This is a genomic window from Microcoleus sp. A003_D6, assembly GCF_036702825.1.
GTDB lineage: Bacteria > Cyanobacteriota > Cyanobacteriia > Cyanobacteriales > Microcoleaceae > Microcoleus.
This window is the reverse complement of the sequence record NZ_JAUBWA010000004.1, coordinates 61,041-78,414: the sequence shown is the minus strand read 5'-3', so window position 1 is coordinate 78,414 and position 17,374 is coordinate 61,041. Positions and strand designations below refer to the sequence as shown.

28 protein-coding genes are annotated in these 17,374 nt (G+C 49.1%); 27 read left to right on the top strand and 1 reads right to left on the bottom strand.

Going from position 1 to position 17,374, the window contains the following annotated elements:
• Positions 1-92: 92 nt before the first annotated feature.
• From rpsS to prfA, 27 genes are all read left to right on the top strand, one after another.
• On the top strand, positions 93-374 hold the full coding sequence (gene rpsS / locus QUB70_RS02455; RefSeq protein ID WP_332978146.1) for a 30S ribosomal protein S19: 282 nt from the start codon (positions 93-95) through the stop codon (positions 372-374).
• Positions 375-471: 97 nt separating this feature from the next.
• Positions 472-831 carry a 50S ribosomal protein L22 gene (gene rplV / locus QUB70_RS02450; RefSeq protein ID WP_332978145.1) on the top strand — a complete coding sequence of 120 codons (360 nt, stop codon included), beginning with the start codon at positions 472-474 and terminating at the stop codon, positions 829-831.
• Positions 832-944: 113 nt separating this feature from the next.
• Positions 945-1,673, top strand: coding sequence for a 30S ribosomal protein S3 (rpsC, locus tag QUB70_RS02445; protein ID WP_332978144.1), 729 nt, complete (start codon positions 945-947; stop codon positions 1,671-1,673).
• Between the two features lie 97 nt (positions 1,674-1,770).
• A complete protein-coding gene (gene rplP / locus QUB70_RS02440; protein ID WP_332978143.1) occupies positions 1,771-2,190 on the top strand; it encodes a 50S ribosomal protein L16 in 420 nt (139 codons plus the stop codon).
• A 161-nt stretch (positions 2,191-2,351) separates the two neighbouring features.
• Complete coding sequence (gene rpmC / locus QUB70_RS02435) at positions 2,352-2,663, top strand: 50S ribosomal protein L29 (RefSeq protein ID WP_332978142.1); 312 nt, start codon at positions 2,352-2,354, stop codon at positions 2,661-2,663.
• Between the two features lie 38 nt (positions 2,664-2,701).
• Entirely contained in the window at positions 2,702-2,950 is a 249-nt protein-coding gene (gene rpsQ / locus QUB70_RS02430; protein WP_006634992.1) for a 30S ribosomal protein S17, read from the top strand.
• A gap of 117 nt (positions 2,951-3,067) precedes the next feature.
• Positions 3,068-3,436, top strand: a complete 369-nt coding sequence (gene rplN / locus QUB70_RS02425) for a 50S ribosomal protein L14 (protein ID WP_172190401.1) — start codon at positions 3,068-3,070, stop codon at positions 3,434-3,436.
• A 1-nt stretch (position 3,437) separates the two neighbouring features.
• Positions 3,438-3,800, top strand: a complete 363-nt coding sequence (rplX, locus tag QUB70_RS02420) for a 50S ribosomal protein L24 (RefSeq protein WP_265233163.1) — start codon at positions 3,438-3,440, stop codon at positions 3,798-3,800.
• Positions 3,801-3,970: 170 nt separating this feature from the next.
• Positions 3,971-4,516, top strand: a complete 546-nt coding sequence (gene rplE, locus QUB70_RS02415; RefSeq protein WP_006634989.1) for a 50S ribosomal protein L5 — start codon at positions 3,971-3,973, stop codon at positions 4,514-4,516.
• A gap of 22 nt (positions 4,517-4,538) precedes the next feature.
• A complete protein-coding gene (gene rpsH, locus QUB70_RS02410) occupies positions 4,539-4,943 on the top strand; it encodes a 30S ribosomal protein S8 (protein WP_332978141.1) in 405 nt (134 codons plus the stop codon).
• A 184-nt stretch (positions 4,944-5,127) separates the two neighbouring features.
• Positions 5,128-5,676, top strand: coding sequence for a 50S ribosomal protein L6 (gene rplF, locus QUB70_RS02405; RefSeq protein ID WP_106333885.1), 549 nt, complete (start codon positions 5,128-5,130; stop codon positions 5,674-5,676).
• Positions 5,677-5,678: 2 nt separating this feature from the next.
• Positions 5,679-6,041 (top strand): 50S ribosomal protein L18, encoded by a 363-nt coding sequence (gene rplR, locus QUB70_RS02400; RefSeq protein ID WP_332978140.1) that lies wholly within the window; start codon positions 5,679-5,681, stop codon positions 6,039-6,041.
• A 162-nt stretch (positions 6,042-6,203) separates the two neighbouring features.
• The gene (rpsE, locus tag QUB70_RS02395; RefSeq protein ID WP_190745441.1) at positions 6,204-6,752 is read left to right on the top strand and encodes a 30S ribosomal protein S5; all 549 of its coding nucleotides are present in this window, start codon (positions 6,204-6,206) and stop codon (positions 6,750-6,752) included.
• Positions 6,753-6,898: 146 nt separating this feature from the next.
• The gene (gene rplO, locus QUB70_RS02390) at positions 6,899-7,345 is read left to right on the top strand and encodes a 50S ribosomal protein L15 (protein WP_332978139.1); all 447 of its coding nucleotides are present in this window, start codon (positions 6,899-6,901) and stop codon (positions 7,343-7,345) included.
• A 102-nt stretch (positions 7,346-7,447) separates the two neighbouring features.
• On the top strand, positions 7,448-8,752 hold the full coding sequence (gene secY, locus QUB70_RS02385) for a preprotein translocase subunit SecY (RefSeq protein ID WP_332978138.1): 1,305 nt from the start codon (positions 7,448-7,450) through the stop codon (positions 8,750-8,752).
• Positions 8,753-8,757: 5 nt separating this feature from the next.
• Positions 8,758-9,342 carry an adenylate kinase gene (locus tag QUB70_RS02380; RefSeq protein WP_332978137.1) on the top strand — a complete coding sequence of 195 codons (585 nt, stop codon included), beginning with the start codon at positions 8,758-8,760 and terminating at the stop codon, positions 9,340-9,342.
• Positions 9,343-9,634: 292 nt separating this feature from the next.
• Positions 9,635-9,859 (top strand): translation initiation factor IF-1, encoded by a 225-nt coding sequence (gene infA / locus QUB70_RS02375; protein ID WP_006276978.1) that lies wholly within the window; start codon positions 9,635-9,637, stop codon positions 9,857-9,859.
• Between the two features lie 369 nt (positions 9,860-10,228).
• Positions 10,229-10,342 carry a 50S ribosomal protein L36 gene (rpmJ, locus tag QUB70_RS02370; RefSeq protein WP_015178722.1) on the top strand — a complete coding sequence of 38 codons (114 nt, stop codon included), beginning with the start codon at positions 10,229-10,231 and terminating at the stop codon, positions 10,340-10,342.
• An 83-nt stretch (positions 10,343-10,425) separates the two neighbouring features.
• Complete coding sequence (gene rpsM / locus QUB70_RS02365; protein ID WP_006634981.1) at positions 10,426-10,809, top strand: 30S ribosomal protein S13; 384 nt, start codon at positions 10,426-10,428, stop codon at positions 10,807-10,809.
• 84 nt (positions 10,810-10,893) lie between these two features.
• Positions 10,894-11,292: a 30S ribosomal protein S11 gene (gene rpsK, locus QUB70_RS02360; RefSeq protein ID WP_332978136.1), complete on the top strand. Its 399-nt coding sequence runs from the start codon at positions 10,894-10,896 to the stop codon at positions 11,290-11,292.
• Positions 11,293-11,466: 174 nt separating this feature from the next.
• Positions 11,467-12,411 (top strand): DNA-directed RNA polymerase subunit alpha, encoded by a 945-nt coding sequence (locus tag QUB70_RS02355; protein WP_332978179.1) that lies wholly within the window; start codon positions 11,467-11,469, stop codon positions 12,409-12,411.
• Positions 12,412-12,536: 125 nt separating this feature from the next.
• Positions 12,537-12,887: a 50S ribosomal protein L17 gene (gene rplQ, locus QUB70_RS02350; RefSeq protein WP_332978135.1), complete on the top strand. Its 351-nt coding sequence runs from the start codon at positions 12,537-12,539 to the stop codon at positions 12,885-12,887.
• A 29-nt stretch (positions 12,888-12,916) separates the two neighbouring features.
• Positions 12,917-13,759 (top strand): tRNA pseudouridine(38-40) synthase TruA, encoded by an 843-nt coding sequence (truA, locus tag QUB70_RS02345; protein ID WP_332978134.1) that lies wholly within the window; start codon positions 12,917-12,919, stop codon positions 13,757-13,759.
• Positions 13,760-13,942: 183 nt separating this feature from the next.
• A complete protein-coding gene (rplM, locus tag QUB70_RS02340) occupies positions 13,943-14,398 on the top strand; it encodes a 50S ribosomal protein L13 (protein ID WP_332978133.1) in 456 nt (151 codons plus the stop codon).
• Positions 14,398-14,808: a 30S ribosomal protein S9 gene (gene rpsI / locus QUB70_RS02335; protein ID WP_106147490.1), complete on the top strand. Its 411-nt coding sequence runs from the start codon at positions 14,398-14,400 to the stop codon at positions 14,806-14,808. The genes rplM and rpsI overlap by 1 nt, the downstream gene beginning before the upstream one ends.
• 357 nt (positions 14,809-15,165) lie before the next feature.
• The gene (gene rpmE / locus QUB70_RS02330) at positions 15,166-15,474 is read left to right on the top strand and encodes a 50S ribosomal protein L31 (RefSeq protein ID WP_332978132.1); all 309 of its coding nucleotides are present in this window, start codon (positions 15,166-15,168) and stop codon (positions 15,472-15,474) included.
• 325 nt (positions 15,475-15,799) lie between these two features.
• Positions 15,800-16,894, top strand: coding sequence for a peptide chain release factor 1 (gene prfA / locus QUB70_RS02325; RefSeq protein WP_332978131.1), 1,095 nt, complete (start codon positions 15,800-15,802; stop codon positions 16,892-16,894).
• A 15-nt stretch (positions 16,895-16,909) separates the two neighbouring features.
• Here prfA and QUB70_RS02320 read toward each other — a convergent pair whose 3' ends face one another.
• Positions 16,910-17,347: a hypothetical protein gene (locus tag QUB70_RS02320; protein WP_332978130.1), complete on the bottom strand. Its 438-nt coding sequence runs from the start codon at positions 17,345-17,347 to the stop codon at positions 16,910-16,912.
• Between the last annotated feature and the right edge of the window lie 27 nt (positions 17,348-17,374).

The following is a 17,374-nucleotide window of genomic DNA, read 5'->3' as shown; positions in this document are numbered from 1 at the left end:
GAAGGAACAACCAAAAAGTTTTCCGCGCTCTTTTATTCCTCCGACTTTCTTCCCAATTCAATTCCAACTGCTAATTACTAATTACCAAAACCATGTCTCGATCGCTAAAAAAAGGCCCGTTTGTCGCAGATCATCTGATGACAAAAATCGAAAAACTCAACGCCGCAGGCCAAAAACAAGTAATTAAAACTTGGTCGCGAGCTTCCACAATCCTACCCCAAATGGTAGGCCACACCATCGCCGTTCACAACGGCAGACAGCACGTACCCGTCTACCTCACAGACCAAATGGTAGGTCACAAACTCGGAGAATTCTCCCCCACTCGCACCTTTAGAGGTCACGCGAAAAGTGGTGATAAAAAGGCAAAAAGATAGCCGAATTAGGTGACAGGTAATAGGTAATCGGACAAACTTTTTCCCAATTACCAATTACCTTTTTCCCAATTACCAATTACCAATTACCCAAATCGAAATGGTTATAGATACCACATCCGAAATTAAGGCGATCGCCCGTTACATACGGACATCCCCCTTCAAAGTGCGCCGAGTTCTCGACCAAATTCGAGGCAAAAGCTATCAAGAAGCGCTGATTTTACTCGAATTCATGCCTTACCGCGCCTGCGAACCCATAGTTAAAGTTTTGCGATCGGCAGTAGCCAACGCCGAACACAACGCAGGATTGGACAAAGCCAAGCTAGTAGTTTCTCAAGCTTACGCAGACCAAGGCCCAGTCCTCAAACGCTTTAGACCCCGCGCTCAAGGTCGCGCCTACCAAATCCGCAAGCCAACTTGCCACATTACCGTAGTAGTAGCACCGCTCGTAGAAAACTAACCAGGGAAAAAGTAATAGGTAATAAACAGCTTATAAGTTGAAAAAAACCGGTAATCACCAATTACCAATTACCAATTACCAATTACCAATTACCAATTAACTCATCAACTTTTATGGGCCAAAAAATACATCCAATTGGTTTTCGCCTCGGCATTACCCAAGAGCACCGCTCTCGCTGGTTTGCCGACCCGAAAAACTATCCAGAACTCTTGCAAGAAGACTTTAAAATTCGCAAGTACGTCCGCAAAACCCTCAGCAATGCTGGGATTTCCTCGGTCAGAATTGAGCGCAAAGCCGATCAAATCGACCTAGAAGTGTTCACCGCCAGACCGGGCGTTGTCGTCGGCCGCGGCGGAGCAGGCATCGAAACCTTGCGCGTCGGTTTGCAGCAGCAACTCGGCAGCAACCGCCAAATCCGCATCAACGTTATCGAAGTTCAGCGAGTAGACGCCGATGCCACACTGATCGCGGAATACATTGCACAGCAACTAGAACGGCGCGTATCCTTCCGCCGAGTAGTCCGCCAAGCAATCACCCGCGCCCAAAAAGTAGGCATCCAAGGCATCAAAATTCAAGTCAGCGGACGGCTCAACGGTGCAGAAATCGCCCGTACCGAATGGACCCGCGAAGGCAGAGTCCCCTTGCACACGCTGCGGGCAGACATCGACTACTCCTACTGCACTGCTCAAACCATCTACGGCATCTTGGGCATTAAAGTTTGGGTTTTCAAAGGCGAAATTATTCCCGGACAGGAACCAGAGGCTGCACCAAATGCAGCGGTACCCCGCACCAAGCAAAAGCGCCGCCGCCAGAATTTTGAAGATCGATCGAACGAAGGCTAACAGTCAATTGACAGTTGACAGTTGACAGTTGACAGCGAAGGGCGAGTAAGTTCGTGCTGTCCGCTATACCGATTACCAATTACTGAATTCCCCAGCCATGTTAAGCCCTAAAAGAACAAAATTCCGCAAACAACAGCGCGGGCGAATGAGCGGTATTGCCACCCGCGGCAACACAGTTAGCTTTGGCGACTTCGCGCTCCAAGCCATCGAACCCGCCTGGATCACTTCTCGCCAAATAGAAGCCGGACGCCGCGCCATGACTCGCTATATCCGCCGGGGCGGCAAAATCTGGATTCGCATTTTTCCCGACAAACCAGTCACCCAGCGCGCAGCAGAAACCCGGATGGGTTCCGGTAAAGGTAATCCTGAGTTTTGGGTTGCCGTTGTCAAACCCGGCCGGGTAATGTTTGAAATTGGCGGGGTAACTGAAGAAACTGCCCGCGAAGCAATGCGTTTGGCATCTTTCAAATTACCAATTAAAACCAAGTTCATCACCCGCGAAGAAGCCCAGTCATAGCGATAATCGAAGGTAGAAGTAAGTCGGCATTGGTCAAATTTTTAAACGGCTACAGCAATTTAAAATCTGCCATTCATAACTTTTCTTTCCTTCGACATTCAGCATCTAGACAATTCTGTCTTCTGTCATACCGATCGCTAACGAGAAAGCACACAATTATTATGTCTTTGCCCAAGATTAAAGAAGCTAGAGAATTAAGCGATGCAGCACTAGCAGAGCAAATTTTAGCCGTCAAGCGCCAACTAATGGAATTGCGGCTCCAGCAAGCTACTGGCCGCATGGAAAAGCCTCACCTGTTCAAGCACGCCAAACACCGCGTCGCTCAATTAATGACAGTTGAACGCGAGCGCCAAGTTGTTGCTGAGGCAGAAGCGGCAGAAAAATTAGCCGCCTCAAAAGAGGCAGCACAGCCTGCTCCAACCGCAGCAGTCAGCCAAGAGTCAGAAGCAGCCGAGCCGACGATCGCGCAGTAGTTAAAAAAAACTCAATTGCACAACAAAAATAGGTAGGTATGGCAATTAAAGAACGAGTTGGCGTAGTAGTCAGCGACAAAATGGACAAAACCGTCGTGGTAGCGATCGAAAACCGCTCCTCCCACACCAAATACGGCAAAATCGTAGTCCGCACCAAGCGGTACAAAGCTCACGACGAAGAAAATCAGTGCAAATCGGGCGATCGCGTCCGCATCACTGAAACCCGCCCCTTGAGCAAAACCAAACGCTGGACTGTTGCTGAGATTTTCGGGACAAAAAACGGCTAACAGTTGACAGTTGACAGTTGGCAGTTGACAGTTGACAGTTGACAGTTGGCAGTAGTAACCAATTATCAATTACCAATTACCAATTACCAATTACTTTTTTCCCAATTACCAATTACCATGATTCAACCCCAGACATACCTCAATGTCGCCGACAATAGCGGAGCCCGCAAACTGATGTGCATCCGCGTATTGGGAGGCGGCAACCGCCGCTACGGCGGAGTCGGCGATGTCATCATTGCCGTCGTCAAAGACGCCATCCCCAATATGGCAGTCAAAAAATCAGATGTCGTCCGGGCCGTCATTGTCAGAACCCGCAAAGGTCTGCGCCGCGACAGCGGCATGAGCATTCGTTTTGACGACAACGCCGCCGTCATTATCAACGTAGACGGCAACCCGAGAGGCACTCGCGTTTTCGGCCCCGTCGCCCGCGAACTGCGCGACAAAAACTTTACTAAAATCGTTTCCTTAGCCCCGGAGGTACTTTAAAATGTACGGAAAAAAGGGTAAACCAACTAGCGAACCGCAGCGCTACAGAATGCACGTCAAAGCAGGCGACACCGTGCAAATAATTACTGGCAAAGAGAAAGGAAAAGTCGGAGAAATCTTAAAGACATATCCTAAAGTCAGCAAAGTAATTGTTAAAGGTGTAAATATCAGAACCAAGCACGTCAAGCCCCAGCAAGAGGGAGAGTCCGGGAAAATAGTCACGTTTGAGGCTCCCATTCACAGCTCAAATGTCATGCACTATTCCGAAAAAGAGAAAATAGCCAGCCGCGTCTGCTATACATTTAGCGAAGATGGCCGCAAACTCCGACAGCTCAAAAAAACAGGAGAAATCCTCGATAATTAGTCATTGGTCATTAGTCATCAGTCATTAGTCATCAGTCATTAGTGCTTAACTGACAACTGACAACTGACAACTGACAACTAACAACTGACAACGGCCAACTGACAACGGCCAACTGACAAGAGACAAATTCCCTGACCAAGCCCAGGGACAGTTAACGAAACACAAAAACTATGCCGGACAAACTCAAGGTTCTTTATCAAGGAAAAATCGTTCCCACACTGATGGATCAGTTTAAATATACTAATATCCATCAGGTTCCCAAACTCGTCAAAGTCACCGTGAACCGCGGTTTGGGAGAAGCATCTCAAAATGCTAAGGCACTGGATTCTTCGATCAACGAAATTGGCATCATCACCGGGCAAAAACCCGTGGTGACGCGCGCGAAAAAAGCGATCGCAGGCTTCAAAATCCGCAAAGGAGTACCCGTCGGCGTGATGGTGACGCTGCGCGGCGATCGGATGTACGATTTTCTCGATCGGCTGATCAACCTCGCACTCCCCCGAATCCGCGACTTCCGCGGCATCAGCCCCAAAAGCTTCGACGGTCGCGGTAATTACAGCTTGGGTCTGAGAGAACAGCTAATTTTTCCAGAAATAGAATATGACCGCATCGATCAAATTCGAGGCATGGACATTTCAATTATCACCACAGCAAACACTGACGAAGAAGGACGCGCTTTGCTTAAAGAAATGGGAATGCCGTTCCGGGACAACTAAGCACTAGAGTAAGAAGCAAAAGATGGCAGCTAACGATACCATAGCAGATATGTTGACGCGCATTCGCAATTCTTGCATGGCGCGCCACCAAACAACGCAAATTCCAGCTACAAAAATGACCCGCAGCATCGCCCAAGTCCTCAAAAGTGAAGGCTTTATCAGCGAATTTGAAGAAGCAGAACCAGAAGGGATCAAGCGACATTTAGTGCTTTCTCTAAAGTACAAAGGTAAAACTCGCAAGCCCATCATAACGGCACTTAAGCGAGTCAGCAAACCAGGACTGCGCGTTTACTCGAACCGTAAAGAATTGCCCAGAGTATTAGGCGGAATTGGCATAGCCATTATTTCCACCTCCAGCGGCATTATGACCGATCGAGAAGCCCGACGCCAAGGTTTGGGCGGTGAAGTGCTTTGTTATGTTTGGTAGTCATCAGTCATTAGTCAGCAGTCATTAGTCATTAGTTATTAGTTATGGGTTAGTAGTTAGTAGCAAATAATGACAGCTAACAACTAACAACTGACAACTAAAAACTGACAGCTAACAACTGACAACTGGCAACTAACAACTGACAACTGACGACTAATTAACTAAAAACAAAGGACAAAAAATTATGTCGCGAATTGGCAAGCGTCCGATTAGCATTCCCACGAAAGTCACCATCACCCTAGACGGTCAAAAAGTAGCCGTCAAAGGCCCTAAAGGTGAACTTTCCCGAGTTATCCCAGCCGAAATCCTCATGGGACTCGAAGGCGAGACTTTACTCGTCACCCGCCGCGACGAATCTCGCGTCGCCAGACAACTGCACGGCTTGTGCCGCACCCTAGTCGCCAACATGGTCGAAGGTGTATCAGAAGGTTTTCAGCGGCGTCTCGAAATTATCGGCACAGGTTATCGGGCCCAGGTTCAAGGACGGAACCTGATTTTAAACGTCGGTTACAGCAAGCCCGTTGAAATGCCCCCTCCAGAAGGCATCACAATGGCAGTTGAAGGCAACACCAACGTCATCGTCTCCGGCATTGACAAAGAACTCGTAGGCAATACAGCAGCCCGCATCCGCGCGGTGCGTCCGCCCGAAGTCTATAAGGGCAAAGGCATTCGCTACAGCGGCGAAGTCGTCCGGCGCAAAGCTGGTAAAACAGGCAAAACAGGTAAGAAGTAACCATGAAGCTTACTCGCAAAGAATCAGTCCACCGCAGACACCGCCGGGTGCGGCGCAAGGTGTTCGGCACCGCCGAACGTCCCAGACTAGCGGTATTTCGATCGTCCCAGCACATCTACGCCCAAGTAATCGACGACACGGCACAGCACACTTTGGTCGCCGCGTCAACCCTAGACCCGGATTTGAAGTCCGTTCTCACTTCGGGAAGCAACTGCTCCGCGAGCGTGCAAGTCGGTCAGTCGATCGCGAAACGCTGTGCCAGCGCTGGCATAACCAAAGTTGTATTCGATCGCGGAGGCAACCTCTATCACGGTCGCGTCAAAGCCCTCGCAGAAGCAGCTCGCGAAGCCGGGTTAGACTTCTAGAGGAGGTAATGGGTAGCGGGTAATGAGTAATTAAAAAGTAAAAAGTCAAAAGTTGAAAGTTAAAAGGCAAAAACCAGATTTCTTCTATTTTTACTTTTTACTCAAACAATTACCAATTGCCGATCGCCTTTCACCAATTACTAATTCCCACAGGACAAAACTATGGCAGAACAAAAAGAACAGCGCAACAAGAAAAAAAGCAGCAGCAACAACAAAGGGCGCGAAAAAGAATCCGAATGGCAAGAACGGGTCGTTCAGATCCGGCGCGTTACCAAAGTAGTCAAAGGCGGTAAAAAACTCAGCTTCCGCGCCATAGTCATTATCGGCAACGAACGCGGTCAAGTTGGAGTGGGAGTCGGCAAAGCTAGCGACGTAATCGGTGCCGTTAAAAAAGGCGTCGCCGACGGCAAAAAGCACCTAATTGAAGTCCCCCTCACCAAATCTAACTCGATCCCTCACCCCATCAACGGTGACGGCGGCGGAGCTAAAGTGATGATGCGGCCGGCAGCACCCGGAACCGGGGTAATTGCAGGGGGAGCAGTGCGAACAGTTCTCGAACTAGCCGGAGTCCGCAACATCTTAGCCAAACAGCTAGGTTCCGGAAATCCCTTAAACAACGCCCGAGCAGCAGTCAATGCCCTCTCCACCCTCCGCACCTTGTCCGAAGTTGCTCAAGAGCGCGGAATTCCAGTAGAAAATCTCTACGGTTAGGGCACGCGAGAATGGGAAACTGTAAGTTTTGAGTGTTAAGTGCTTGCGGTGAAAATAAAAAAATCCGCAACTTAAAACTCACGCACTCAAAACTACTGCGTACCCGCTCTCTAAATACCAATTACCAATTACCAATTACTAAAACTATGAGATTGCAAGACGCCCGACCCAAAGCAGGCTCCCAAAAGCGCCCCCGACGCTTGGGCAGAGGTATTTCTGCCGGGCAAGGCGCGAGTTCCGGCAAAGGGATGCGCGGTCAAAAATCTAGAGCCGGTAGCGGCACTAGACCCGGTTTTGAAGGCGGTCAAAATCCTCTTTACCGCCGCCTCCCCAAGCTCAAAAGCTTCCCTCTAGTGAACCGGAAAGAGTACACTACCATTAATGTAAGTAAATTAGCATCGCTGCCAGCAAACACAGAAGTTACTCTCACCTCTTTGATTCAAGCAAAAATTGTCACCACAGACGACGGGCCGCTGAAAATCTTAGGAGATGGCGAACTAAATGTGCCTCTGCAAGTACGCGCCAAGGCTTTTACCGCAGGTGCTCGCACCAAAATAGAAGCGGCAGGCGGAAGTTGTGAATTAGTTGCCTAAAGATTTGAGGTTTGAGAATCTGTCCAAATCTCAAATCCTCAACCTTGCTATCAGAAAATGATTTAGTCGAAAATCCCAAATCTAAAATCCAAAATCGTAACTATGGACGTTAGTAGAGAGAAAGCGCCAACTGCACAAGAGACGTTCATGCAGATGGCTCAAGCTGCTGGTTTGCGAGGCCGTATCCTCGTAACCATTGGCTTATTGATTTTAGTGCGCCTGGGTGTCCACTTGCCAGTCCCCGGCATCGATCGAGTCGCCTTTGCCCAAAACGTCCAAAATAGCCCTTTAATTGGCTTTCTGGATTTGTTCTCAGGAGGCGGCCTGTCAGCTTTGGGGATTTTCGCGCTGGGGATTTTGCCCTACATTAATGCTTCAATTATTGTGCAACTTCTAACTGCGGCTCTGCCAAGTTTAGAAGACTTGCAGAAAAATGAAGGGGAAGCAGGACGGCGCAAGATTTCTCAAATTACTCGCTACGTTTCTTTGGGCTGGGCAATTCTGCAAAGCGTGGGCATTGCGATTTGGGTCAGCCCTTTTGCTCAAGCTCCCTCGCCTTTATTCATACCACAAACCGCTTTGGCTCTCACAGCCGGATCGATGTTTGTAATGTGGATATCGGAAGTGGTGACGGAACGAGGTATCGGGAACGGAGCATCGCTGTTGATCTTTATCAACATTGTGTCGGTCTTGCCGCGTTCTTTGGGACAAACTTTTGAGTTAGCCCAAAGTGGCGATAACGCGATAGTCGGCCGCGTAATTGTGCTGCTGCTGGTATTTTTGGTGACGATTGTCGGGATTGTTTTTGTTCAGGAAGGTACTCGCCGCATTCCGATTATTTCGGCCCGCCGCCAAGTCGGAAAAAAGGTTTATCGGGAGAGTCGCAGTTATCTGCCCCTGCGCTTGAATCAAGGCGGAGTGATGCCGATTATTTTTGCATCTTCGGTGTTGATTGTGCCTTCTTTCCTCGCTCAGTCTCTCAATAACCCGTTTTTGGTTCAAGTGGCTAATGTCTTGAGTCCAAACGGGCCGGCGCCTTGGGCTTACGCGCTGTTTTATCTGACTTTGATTCTGTTCTTTAGCTATTTCTACGCTTCGTTGATTGTCAACCCCGTAGATATGTCTCAGAACTTAAAGAAAATGGGTGCCAGCATTCCTGGGATTCGTCCAGGTCAGAAAACCAGCGATTATGTGGAGAAGGTTTTGAACCGTTTGACTTTCTTGGGAGCGATTTTTCTCGGTCTGGTGGCTATTGTACCAACTGCTGTGGAAAGCGCGATCGGCGTGCAAACTTTTAGAGGCTTTGGCGCAACTTCCCTACTCATTCTAGTAGGTGTGGCGATCGAAACTGCTAAGCAAATTCAAACTTACGTCATCTCCCAACGATATGAAGGAATGGTGAAGTAATCGCAATGCAATTTATTTTCATGGGGCCTCCAGGGGCGGGAAAGGGAACTCAGGCTCAGATATTAGCCGCTCTCTGGAAAATACCCCACATTTCTACGGGCGAAATCCTGCGCGCCTGCGTGGTGGCGAAAACTGCCTTGGGCCTAAAGGCGCAAGCTTACATGGACAGGGGTGAGTTGGTTCCCGACCAATTGCTGATGGATATCGTGCAGGAACGCTTAAATGAACCGGACGCGAATGCGGGCTGGATTCTCGACGGTTTTCCCCGCACTGTTGCCCAGGCAACTTTTTTAGACAAACTGCTGCACGAACTTAGCGGTGCGGGGGGGAGTACACCGAATGCGAAAGTTAGTCTAAAAGCTGTGAATCTCGACGTGCCTGATGACATTTTGGTGGCTCGCCTGCTGTCGCGCGGTCGCCAGGATGACAATGAGGAGACGATCCGCCGCCGGTTGCAAGTTTATCGCGAGCAAACTGAGCCTTTGATTGATTTTTACAGCGGCCGTCAACAGTTAGTTGCGGTTGATGGCGATCGATCGATGGAATTAGTTACCGCAGAACTTCAAAAGGCTCTCTCTGGCGACTCTTGAACCCTCTCAATCAAGCTTGTTACTCACCAGCTTTTGCTAAGATATGTTAACTAGGAGCTTTTTGTGCTATCAGGTTTTGTGAGGGTTGCTAAAAACAGGATTGAACTCGATACTAATTGCCGCAACTTTACTCGAATAAAGCTAAAGCGAGCGGTTGGTTGAGTCAAGAAGTCGATCGAGTCGCCCTAATTATTGCCCCCCTTCCCGTTTGACTCCTACCAGTAAATAGGTTTTGAGGTCAACGCTGGAACACTCCTAGTTAATCAAATGTAGAGTTGAGGTAAATACCAAATTGTCTAAGCAAGATTTAATTGAAATGGAAGGGACAGTGACGGAATCCCTGCCCAATGCGATGTTTCGCGTTGACCTAGATAATGGGTTTAACGTGCTAGCTCACATTTCCGGCAAGATCCGCCGCAACTACATCAAAATTCTGCCTGGCGATCGCGTCAAAGTCGAATTGACTCCCTACGACTTGACCAAAGGCAGGATTACTTATCGCCTTCGGAAAAAATAGGCTTAGATAAAACTTTCTAAAAACTAATTCTAAGTTTAATTAGAGAGAATTTGGTAAAAAGCTTCAAATTTATGCTATAATGCTACGTTTGTAGTGTTGCCGAGAAGGGCGTCAACAACCCAGCGGCGTACCGGGTTAAATCATTGATACGCCGCCTAAGTATCGATCGCCAACATTTTTGTGCAGGCGAACTTTACCCCAGCAATGGGAGTGGGTGCAAGCGGGCTCCTTCATGAAACAACCCGCACTTTATACAATTTAATCGAGGAGAGGCCTACACCTTGCCCAGCCTCTCCTCCCACCGCTCGCTCGGGCAGTCCCAGCGTGCCTGCTATCCGGTAGAGCGGGGTTCTCCAGGCAGGAAGAAAGATGAAAGTTCGAGCATCTGTCAAAAAAATTTGTGAAAAATGTCGCGTCATCCGCCGTCGCGGTCGAGTGATGGTGATATGTACTAACCCGAAACACAAACAGCGCCAAGGTTAGAAAACAGGAAGATTGGGCACTGCACGCAAGTGCTGCCTAATTGAATATTGTAGCCAAACAGGAAAACTAGGGAGACAAAAAGTGTGGCACGGATTGCCGGGGTAGACCTTCCACGCGATAAGCGCGTCGAAATAGGTCTGACATACATTTACGGAATAGGCCTGTCGCGGGCCCAAAAAATTATCGCTGCAACAGGCGTAAATCCTGACACTCGCGTCAAGGATTTAACAGAGGCCGACGTGACAGCTCTGCGGGCTCATGTAGAAACCACATACCAAATCGAAGGAGACCTCCGGCGCTGGGAGTCAATGAACATCAAGCGCCTGATGGACATCGGAACTTATCGCGGTCGGCGTCACCGTTTGGGTCTGCCGGTGCGGGGACAACGAACCCGTACCAATGCCAGAACCCGCCGTGGCGTCCGCCGAACAGTTGCGGGCAAGAAAAAGGCACCTTCCAAGAAGTAACATCTTTTTTGGAAAAATACGCTGGGGGCTGCTGGCTCCTAGCGCTTCGGGACATTAGTTGAGAGAAACGTTAAAGAGACTAATATGGCGCGACCACAAACAGGCAAGAAATCTGGTGCAAAAAAGCAGAAACGGAATGTACCCAATGGGGTAGGCTACATCCAGTCTACCTTTAACAACACGATTGTAACTATTACCGACCTCAACGGCGAAGTAATATCCTGGGCATCCGCAGGTTCCAGCGGTTTTAAAGGAGCTAAAAAGGGGACTCCCTTTGCAGCTCAAACAGCAGCAGAAAGTGCTGCCCGCAGAGCCAACGACCAAGGAATGCGCCAAATAGAAGTAATGGTGAGCGGCCCCGGAGCAGGTAGAGAAACTGCAATTCGGGCGCTGCAAGGGGCGGGACTGGAAATCACCCTGATTAGAGATGTTACCCCAATTCCTCACAACGGCTGTCGCCCTCCCAAGCGGCGTAGAGTCTAAAACGATTTGAGATTTTAGATTTTAGATTTTGGATAATGGCTAACTGCTTAAAGTCAAAAACTAATGGTTCTAACTGTTGCCCCGTCCATCCAAAATCCGAAATCCGTTCAGGGGTATGCTCTGCAATCTAAAATCCAAAATCAAAAATCCAAAGTGGAAAAGGGAGGTCACTCCGTGGCGCAGTTTCAAATTGAATGTATAGAGTCTAACACTGACAAAGACCGCAGTCAGTACGGAAAATTTGTCCTGGAACCGCTCGATCGCGGTCAGGGAACAACTGTTGGGAATGCGCTTCGGCGAGTTCTGCTGTCAAATTTGGAAGGAACGGCAGTAACTTCAGTCCGAATCGCGGGCGTCAATCACGAGTTTGCCACGATCGAAGGGGTACGTGAGGACGTTCTGGAAATTCTCCTGAACATGAAAGAGGTTGTCCTCAAAACTCATTCTCAGCAGCCGCAAATCGGCAGGTTGCGGATTGAGGGGCCAGTCACAGTTACGGCCGATAGGTTCGATTTGCCCTCTGAGGTGGAATTGATCGATAAATCGCAGTACATTGCGACTCTCTCGCCCGGCTCAGTTCTGGAAATGGAATTCAGAATTGAAAAAGGCATCGGATACCGAGCAGTAGACCGCAGTCGCGATGATGGGTCGGCTTTGGATTTTCTCCAAATTGACGCCATTTTTATGCCGATTCGCAGAGTCAACTACAGCGTTGAAGATGCTCGGGTAGGCGGCACAGTCGAGAAAGACCGGCTGATTATGGAAATCTGGACTGATGGCAGCGTGACTCCTCAAGAAGCTTTGAGTCAATCTGCCCACATCCTGGTAGATTTATTTGCACCTCTCAAAGACATCACCCAAGATTCTCTCAAACCCGAGTATCCAGGTGAGGCCGATCCTACGAGCCAAATTCCGATCGAAGAATTGCAGTTGTCCGTCCGGGCTTACAACTGTCTCAAGCGGGCTCAGATCAACTCAGTCGCAGACTTATTGGATTATACCCAAGAAGACTTGCTCGAAATCAAGAATTTCGGGCAGAAGTCCGCAGAAGAAGTGATTGAAGCTTTACAAAAACGCTTGGGCATTACCTTGCCACAGGAAAAATCAGCTAAAAGTTAATCAACGGGTAACGGGTAAAAAAGTTCTGAATTTTAAGTAGGTGAGTTTTTAAGTTAAAGAAATCACCGCTCAAAACTCGCGGACTATCCCGGCGCCCAATTACCACTTACCAATTACCAACTGCCATGCGTCACCGCTGTCGCGTTCCCCAACTCAACAAACCGGCTGACCAGCGCCGCGCCATGCTGCGCTCGCTGACCACCGAATTAATCCGCCACGGTAAAATTACTACCACTCTCGCCCGCGCCAAAGCGCTGCGCCCAGAGGCGGACAGAATGATTACCCTGGCAAAAGAGGGCTCCTTGGCTGCTCGCAGGCAAGCTATGGGCTTTATCTACGACAAACAGTTAGTACACGCCTTGTTTGAGGCGGCCGGGGAACGGTACGGCTCGCGCAACGGGGGCTACACCCGCGTAGTGCGAACTGTCCCGCGCCAAGGAGACAATTCCGAAATGGCGATCGTTGAACTGGTTTAATTCAATTTTGGGTTGGAGATTTGTGATTTATGACTGACAATCCAAAATCCCCAATCGAAAATCCCCAATCGATACAGCGCGTTGCTCTGGTGATCCAATACCTCGGCACTAACTTTCACGGTTGGCAGCGACAGCCGAACCAGCGTACAGTACAAGAAGAAATTGAAACAGCAATATCGACTGTTCTGGAACGCCCGGTAACGCTGCACGCTGCCGGGAGAACTGATGCGGGAGTTCACGCTGCTGCTCAAGTAGCCCATTTTGACGCCCCGGGCCCAATTCCGGCTCACCGCTGGGCAAGCGTTCTCAACTCTCGACTGGCAAAAGATATTTTAATTCGAGCTTCGGCAAAGGTGGAACCTACCTGGCACGCTCGGTTCTCAGCCAGTTGGCGGCGCTATCGCTATACCCTTTATACAGACCCGACCCCTAATTTGTTTGTGCGTCCTTTTGCTTGGCACTGCTACCGGGCCCCTGTGGATGAATCTTTGATTCAGACAGCATTGACACCGCTAATCGGGCGGCATCACTTGGCTGCTTTCCACCGTGCGGGGTCTGCCCGGCCTCATTCTTGGGTGGACGTACAAGCAGCAGAGTGTCACCGTTCTGGGCCTCTTGTCTATATTGAGGTTCAGGCGAGCGGGTTTTTGTACGGGATGATGCGGCTGCTGGTGGGGTTGCTGGTACAGGTGGGTCGCGGGGAAAGGTCGATCGACAATTTCACAGATGTTTGGGTCAACGAACGCCGAGAAATGGTAAAATATGCCGCTCCCGCTCAAGGTTTGTGCCTGCTGCGGGTTGGCTATTGTGAATTTCCCTTTCCCCCAGATGTCTGGTACGACACTCAGCCAAAATTAGTCATTAGTCATTAGTCATTAGTCATTAGTCAGTGGTCAGTGGTCAGTGGTCAGTGGTCAGTGGTCAGTGGGTAACTATGAATAAAAAACTAATTACTGACAACTAAATAACTGACAATTGATAACAACTCAAAAATTGCCAACTGACCACTGCCAACTGCCAACTGCCAACTAACAACTGACAACTAACAACAAACAATGAACAAAACTTACGTCCCTACTCAAGACTCCCTAGAGCACAAGTGGTACGTGGTCGATGCCGCCGACCAGCGGCTGGGCCGTCTGGCAACAGAAGTTGCCATGTACCTCCGGGGAAAACACAAACCGACTTACACTCCTTCTATGGATACCGGCGATTTCGTAATTGTCATCAATGCTGACAAAATCGCTGTTACTGGCAAAAAACGCACCCAGAAAATCTACCGCCGCCATTCTGGAAGACCGGGCGGCATGAAAACAGAAACTTTTGCCAAATTGCAAGCACGTTTGCCCGAAAGAATCGTCGAAGAAGCTATTCGGGGAATGCTGCCTCACACTTCTTTAGGCAGACAACTGTTTACGAAGCTGAAGGTGTACGCTGGCCCAAACCACCCGCACCAAGCTCAACAACCAGAAGAATTAATTGTTCACACGATTCCGGGAGGAAATGAGTAATGCAAGCAACAGATACCGGCCGCGCTGTGTACTGGGGTACCGGCCGCCGCAAATGTTCAGTAGCGCGGGTACGTTTGGTTCCCGGCACTGGCATACTGACTGTCAATGGTAAAGAGGGGGATTTGTACCTGCAATTCAACCCTACTTATTTGGCTCTCGCTAAGGCCCCTCTGGAAACTTTGGGTCTGGAAAATGAGTACGATATTTTGGTAAAAGTCGAAGGCGGTGGCTTGACAGGTCAGGCTGACTCGATTCGCTTGGGTGTCGCTAGAGCACTTTGTCAATTAGACCCGGACAACCGCAAGCCTCTCAAGACTGAGGGCTATTTGACTCGCGACCCGCGCGCCAAAGAACGGAAAAAGTACGGTTTGCGGAAAGCTCGCAAGGCCCCTCAATACTCGAAGCGGTAATCGAGGGCAGTTCGGCAACGGATGTAACGGATGTAACGGATGTAACGGATGTAACGGATGTAATGGAAGTTCGGCAACGGATTTTTTAACGGATGTAACGGATGTAACGGAAGTTCGGATTGACGGATTGACGGATTGACGGAAGAAGGAAGAAGGAAGGAAGAAGGAAGAAGGAAGAAGGAAGAAAGAAAGAAAAGGCAAGAATCATTCAGATTTTATCTGCCTTTTTTTGAAGTTTATTTCCGATTCCTGATTCCTGGTTCCAAAAGGTATAAGAGAAAATTGGTGCTGTTGTTGGTTTAGAAGTCCTGCGGCAGCTAAAATGGTTGTAAAGTCAAAAATTAGAGAGTAAAAAAAATGGCGAAAGATGGCATTCACCCTGAGTGGTATCCCGAAGCTCAGGTTTATTGCAACGGGGAACTTGTGATGACTGTGGGTTCAACTAGACCAAAGCTTCAAGTTGATGTCTGGTCGGGAAATCATCCTTTTTATACTGGCACTCAGAAGATTATTGATACTGAAGGTCGTGTGGAGCGCTTTATGCGGAAATACGGCATGACGGAGGTAGAAATGCCGAAGGCAGATGCTTCCTCGGGACCTCTGAAAATGGAAGAGCCGAAAGCAGATGCTGCTAAGGCTGCTGGTAAAGGCAAAAAGAAGAAGTAGCCGGATTGTCATTTGTCCGCAGTTTGTTGAAAGTAGTTCTTTCTACTGGCAACTTACCGCCCTCGGATTTTAGATTTTAGATTGAAGACTGGCTATGCAGGCAGTTGAGTTCGATCGACATTCTATCCTAACTGCTCTTGAGTTCTAAAATCTAAAATCGCTCCGCCCTCGGATTTTAGATTTGAGATTGAAGACTTGCTATGCAGGCCAGTTGAGTTGGCAGAAAATTGAGTTCGATCGAGATTCTATCGCAACTGTTCTTCAAATCTAAAATCTAAAATCTAAAATCTAAAATCTAAAATCGATTGACAAAGGACAACTGACAATGGCTGAATCTTATTTGCTGGATAAATTGAAGTCGGTAGAGCAAACTTTTAATGAGTTGACTCGCCGCATGGCTGACCCGGATGTGGCTAGGGACAATCAAGAGTTTCAACGGGTGGCAAAAGCTCGATCGTCCTTGGAGGAAGTGGTCGATACTTTTGATCTGTGGAAAACCACTCAGGAAGATTTGGTGGGCACGCGACAGGTTCTCAAGGAAGCCGCGGGCGATCGAGAAATGCAGCAAATGGCCGCGCTGGAAGTTGAGGAACTTGAATCTAAGCTGGAAAATTTGGAAACCCGTTTGAAGGTTTTGCTGCTCCCCCGCGACCCGAACGATGACAAGAATATTATGCTGGAAATTCGGGCGGGTACTGGCGGAGATGAGGCCAGTATTTGGGCGGGAGATTTGCTGCGGCTGTATTCCCGTTACGCTCAAACTCAAGGCTGGCAGGTGAAGTTGGTGAGCGAGTCGCTGGCTGAAATGGGCGGCTTTAAAGAGGTGATTCTGGAAATTACGGGCGATAGCGTTTACAGCAAGCTGAAGTTTGAGGCTGGGGTACACCGGGTGCAGCGAGTGCCTGTGACTGAGGCTGGCGGCCGGGTGCATACTTCGACGGCGACGGTGGCTGTGATGCCGGAGGTTGATGATGTGGAGATTCACATCGATCCGAAGGATATTGAGATGAGTACGGCTCGATCGGGCGGTGCTGGCGGCCAAAACGTGAACAAGGTGGAAACTGCTGCGGATTTGTTTCACAAGCCGACGGGAATTCGGATTTTCTGTACTGAGGAGCGCAGTCAGTTGCAGAATAAGGAGCGGGCGATGCAGATTTTGCGGGCTAAGCTCTATGAGATGAAGTTGCGGGAGCAGCAGGATGAGGTGAAGTCGCGGCGTTTGGCTCAGGTTGGTACTGGTTCGCGATCGGAGAAGATCCGCACTTACAACTATAAGGACAATCGGGCTACGGACCACCGTTTGGGGGAGAATTTCTCGCTCAATACTGTTTTGGAAGGGGATATTGAGGGGATTATTCAGACTTGCATTTCTCAGGATCAGCAGGAACGTTTGGCTGAGTTGGCTGCTTCTACTAATTGATGGAGTGATGGGGGACTAGGCGCATTGTTTGCTCAGCCTCAGTTCCCTTGTTACGCGGGAGATGTGGTTGAGTAGGGCTTCCCAAATTGCATCGGCGATCGCCACTGGATATTTGAAATGTTCGAGGTCGTACTGTACTATGATTTCTAGGGGTGCGAGAGTTTGCTGGTTTTTGCAACTGGCTATGGCTGCGATCGCCTCTTGCTGCCATCTGGCAAATAGGCGGTAACTGAAAAAGGAACTGCATTTTTGTCCTTTCAGGTTCAGGTAAACTACTATTACTTGATGTTGTTTGGGGTAGACTTTGACTATGCGGTTGACGGGCATTCTCAGGGCTTCGGCTGCTTCTTTTTTGGAGATTTGCCAGCACTGGGGTTTGAGCCAACCGGAGGCGGTGAGGCTTTGACGGTTGCGACGTGAATTGTGGGTGTTTTGGCTGCGTCTTTTGGTCATTTTTGGGGACTCCTGGATCGTGAGGGG